This window comes from Hymenobacter agri (assembly GCF_054778495.1).
Window position 1 is genome coordinate 1 of sequence record NZ_BAAGZM010000397.1, and the last position, 4,026, is coordinate 4,026.

Genomic DNA, 4,026 nt, shown 5'->3' on the forward strand with positions numbered 1-4,026 from the left:
CAGCTCATTTCCGAGGGTTGTTGGCCTGCTTGCTGCCAGTGCCATGCCGCCCAAGGCCAGCGCGCCCAGCAATGCCGTGCGCAGCAGCCACCAGCGGCCCGGCGTTAGGGCCAGCGGCAGCCTGAAGTAGCCGTAATCGTTGTATACGATGCTACCCAGGGCTTTCGCGGCGGTGTAAGGCCACAGTCCAACGGTCAGCAACAGCCAGGCGGTGGCCAGCATGCTTATGCCCCCGCCCAGCCGCCAAAAAAAAGTGGCTGGCACTGTTTCCGGCTGGCTTTTGCCGCTATGCATTGCGGCTGTCCGGCAATGCCCCCAGCTTCGCTAGCTCGGCCCATACCCGGTGCGTAGGCAGGCCCATTACGTTAAAATAGGAGCCCTCGAGCCGGTCGATGGCGGCCAGGCCCAGCCAATCCTGCGCGCCGTAGGAGCCGGCTTTGTCGTAGGGCTGGCAGGTATCGATGTAATAGTCGATTTCGGCGGGCGTGAGGGGCCGGAAGTGCACGGTGGTGCAGTCGGCGAAAACAACTTCCCGTCCGTCGCCGGTGCGCAGGCACACGCCGGTGAACACGTCGTGCGCCCGGCCCTGCAGGCGGCCCAGCATGGCCTGGGCTTCGGCTCTGTCGGCGGGTTTGTTCAGCACGTCGTTTTCAAGGCACACAATGGTGTCGGCGGTCAGCAGCACCTCGTCGGCGGCCAGGTCGTGGATATAAGCTGAGGCCTTCCGTTTTGCCAGAAACTCGGCAACCTCGGCCCGGCGCAGGTGGGCCGGAAAGTCTTCGTCCACTTCGCGCAGGCGGATTTCGTAGGGCAGGCCCAGCTCAGTCAGCAACTGACGGCGGCGAGGCGAATTGGAGGCCAGAACTAGTTTCACGCGGGTATCGGGGACTGGTAGTATTCGAGAAAAATGTTGTTGGCTTCGTCGTCGGCAATGCTGCTGAACAAGAAGCCGCCAATGGTTTTGGGATAGAAGAATGTCGACTTCGGCGGCATCACGGCCCCCGAGTGGCACACGGCTTCCACTTCGGCCATGCTCACCTCATTCACAATAAACGCCGCCCGCGCCTCGCCGCGGTCCACGCGCTGCAGGCATTCGGCGAAGTTGCGCACGTAGGCCACGCCCGCCCACGCCCGCTGCGCGTCGGGGCCAATGATGCCCAGACATTTCTCCAGCACGAAGTAATGCAGCACGGTCAGGTCCAGCGCCTTCACGGCCTCGGTCGTGTCCCAGTCGAGCTGGGCGTGTACCTCGGGCCGGAGGCGGATTTTATAGGTCTGCCCGTCCAGGTATAAGCCGAAAGCCCAGGGCTTGCCGGCAATAATCTCGGGCAGCACGGCCGCGTCTTCCAGCGGCCGAATGGTGAAATACGGCTCCAGCCGGACCAGCAGCTCCTCGTCGCTGAGGTTACCGGGCAGCTCCAGCAGCAGGCGGTGGGTGGGCAGAATGCGCAGGTCGTCGGCGGACGAGTTGGTCAGGTACATCAGGTGATAGTTCCACGGCTCGCTACCAGTGGCCTGGCCATCGGCCGCCACTTCGCGGGCCTGGCGGTACGCCAGCGACCCTTCATAGCGGTGATGCCCGTCGGCCAGAATGACCTGCCGCGCCGCCAGCACCGCCTGGAAACGCCGAATAATGGCCGCATCCTGAATGACGGCCAGCACGTCGCGCGCACCTTGGTAGTCTTCATCCGTTTCCACCAGCGGCGTGCGGATGGCTTCATCTAAGTAGGCTTCCAACTCAAATGCGTCGTCGCGGTACAGGCCGTGGGTGGCGCTGCTTTGGAATTGCGTGCGCGCCAGCAGCTCGGCCCGGTCGTTCACCGACGCCGGCAGCGTGTTCTCGTGGCGCAGCACCACGTCCTCGTCCCAATCGTAGGCTCGAATGTGGCACATGAAGCCCTTGCGGCAATATTCGCGGGCGCTACCCGGCAACCGGAAATACTGGTAGTAGGCATAGATGCCGGGCAATTCGTCCTGGCGCAGCACGCCCTCGGCCTGCCACTGCTGCAGTCGCGCCAAGGCCGCCGCCGCCGGGTCATCGCCCCGCGGCACCGAGAGGTGAATGGAATTGAGTGGGTTGCGGTACAGGGCTTCGCGCTGCTTCGCCGATACCACGTCGAACAGCGGCGACACGTACGCATCAATGTCGGCGCTCAGCGTTGGGTTGTAGCGCCAGCCGCGTAAGGGTTGAATCTCAGCCAAAAGACAATGGGTGAATGAGTGAATGGGGTAATGAGTGATTGGTTGAGTAAGTTGAATAAGCGCTGCTTCCTCACTCATTCACCCATTGAGTTACCTCACGGGGCTAGGCGGCTGCGCTGCCAGCCCGCGCCGTCGCGCTCGTACACAATGCGGTCGTGCAGGCGGCTGGGGCGGCCCTGCCAGTACTCGACCAGCGTGGGCCGCAATATGTAGCCGCCCCAGTGCTCCGGGCGGGGCAGCGGGTCCTGGCCGGCAAATTCGGCTTCCATGGCGTGCTCCCGTGCTTCCAGCTCTTCGCGGCTGCCAATTACCTGGCTTTGGGGCGAGGCCCAGGCGCCGAGCTGGCTGCCGCGCGGCCGGCTTTGGAAGTATTCGGTCGACATCTCGGCCGGCGCTTTTTCGACGCGGCCTTCCACACGTACCTGCCGCTCCAGGCCGGGCCAGAAAAAGTTGAGCGCGGCCAGCGGCTGCGCGGCCAGCTCTCGGCCCTTGCGCGAGTCGTAGTTCGTGTAAAACAGGAACCCGGCATCATCGGGAAGGCCTTTCAGCAGCACCACGCGCGACGACGGCTGGCCTTGCGCCGACACCGTGCTCAGCGTCAGGGCTGTAGGCTCGTCGAGCCGCGCCGCAATAGCCTCGTCGAGCCAGGCGCGGAATTGGCGCACCGCATCGGGCAGCACGTCGGCTTCGGAAAGGGAGCGCTGCGAGTACGTTTTGCGCAGGTCGGCCAGTTGAGCGTCATTCATGATAAGCAGAAGAAATTGGCAGCGGGAGTACCGTAGCCGCAGCCGGAACAAATTTCCGCACGCCACAGTCTAAGTACCAACCCCGGGTAGTCCCGGGCCGGTTTTCGGGCTGCAAGGTACTACCCGTAGCAGCGCCGCGTGGGCAGTTGCCCGCAGCTGCTGGTCGGCTGGCCCGGCTGCTTTTTCTCCACCGTTTCTCTTTGCAGCTTATGCGTCCTGGCACTCTGCTAATCTCCAAGCCCTTTCTCGGCGACCCTAATTTCGAGCGTAGCGTGGTACTGATTTGCCGCGACGAGCCGGCCGATGGTTCCTTCGGCCTGGTGCTCAATCGCCTCACCAACCTCACGCTCGGCGATGTGCTCGACCTGCCCGAGCCCGACCACGCCGCCGGCACCGTGCCGCTGTACCTGGGTGGCCCCGTTGAACCCAATACCCTGCACTTCCTGCATCAACGGGCCGACCTGCCCGGCGCCCAGGACCTGGGCCAGGGCGTGTACTGGGGCGGCGACTTTGAAATGCTCCTCGGGCTGATTGGCAGCGGGGCCGTGCCGGCCGACGATGTGCGCCTGTTTGTGGGCTATTCGGGCTGGTCGGAGGGGCAGTTGGCGGCCGAAATGCAGGGGCAGAGTTGGATACGGCAGCCCGCAAGCGCCGGGAAAGTGTTTACTTTGGCATCTGATGCTTTCTGGCGGGACATTCTGCGGGAGAAAGGTGGGCGCTACAAGGTGCTGGCCAACTATCCGGTCGACCCCAGCCTGAATTAAAGCAGGCGGCCCCCGGGCCGGGTTGTTTGTTGTTTTAACTTTTTTACGCGCGCTCCTCTGGCCCCGACGTGGGCCGGCTAATACGAAGATTTATGGCTGCTGAAGAAACCCCCACCACGCCGCAAGCCGGCGGTCCCGACTCGTCCGCTGAAGACCGGATGAGCATTTTGCAACGCCGTCTGGCCGAAATTCAGAGCCGCTCGGGTGAAGCCACGGCTCCTTCGGTGACGCCCGAGCCCAACGCCGCCGGCGAATCGCAGGTGGAGCTGCCCGCTCAGGGCACGCCCGAGCTGCCCGCCGGTCAGCCCGACGGT

The 4,026-nt window shown here is 64.0% G+C and carries 6 protein-coding genes; 2 read left to right on the forward strand and 4 right to left on the reverse strand.

The window, feature by feature from the left end; genetic code table 11:
- From ACYVDE_RS16465 to pdxH, 4 genes are all read right to left on the reverse strand, one after another.
- A partial coding sequence (locus ACYVDE_RS16465) for a hypothetical protein (protein WP_460502641.1) occupies positions 1–222 on the reverse strand: 222 nt, incomplete at its 3' end.
- A 64-nt stretch (positions 223–286) separates the two neighbouring features.
- Positions 287–874: a Maf family protein gene (locus tag ACYVDE_RS16470; RefSeq protein ID WP_460502642.1), complete on the reverse strand. Its 588-nt coding sequence runs from the start codon at positions 872–874 to the stop codon at positions 287–289.
- Positions 871–2,202 (reverse strand): DUF1015 domain-containing protein, encoded by a 1,332-nt coding sequence (locus ACYVDE_RS16475; RefSeq protein WP_460502643.1) that lies wholly within the window; start codon positions 2,200–2,202, stop codon positions 871–873. The genes ACYVDE_RS16470 and ACYVDE_RS16475 overlap by 4 nt, the downstream gene beginning before the upstream one ends.
- Positions 2,203–2,297: 95 nt before the next feature.
- The gene (pdxH, locus tag ACYVDE_RS16480; RefSeq protein WP_460502645.1) at positions 2,298–2,948 is read right to left on the reverse strand and encodes a pyridoxine/pyridoxamine 5'-phosphate oxidase; all 651 of its coding nucleotides are present in this window, start codon (positions 2,946–2,948) and stop codon (positions 2,298–2,300) included.
- 209 nt (positions 2,949–3,157) lie between these two features.
- Between pdxH and ACYVDE_RS16485 the strand changes: the two genes are divergently transcribed.
- Complete coding sequence (locus tag ACYVDE_RS16485) at positions 3,158–3,712, forward strand: YqgE/AlgH family protein (RefSeq protein ID WP_460502646.1); 555 nt, start codon at positions 3,158–3,160, stop codon at positions 3,710–3,712.
- Between the two features lie 92 nt (positions 3,713–3,804).
- A partial coding sequence (locus tag ACYVDE_RS16490) for a hypothetical protein (protein WP_460502647.1) occupies positions 3,805–4,026 on the forward strand: 222 nt, incomplete at its 3' end.

Coding starts and splice junctions, on each gene's coding strand:
- ACYVDE_RS16485 (WP_460502646.1), top strand. CDS start 3,158: ATGCGTCCTGGCACTCTGCTAATCTCCAAGCCCTTTCTCGGCGACCCT.
- pdxH (WP_460502645.1), bottom strand. CDS start 2,948: ATGAATGACGCTCAACTGGCCGACCTGCGCAAAACGTACTCGCAGCGC.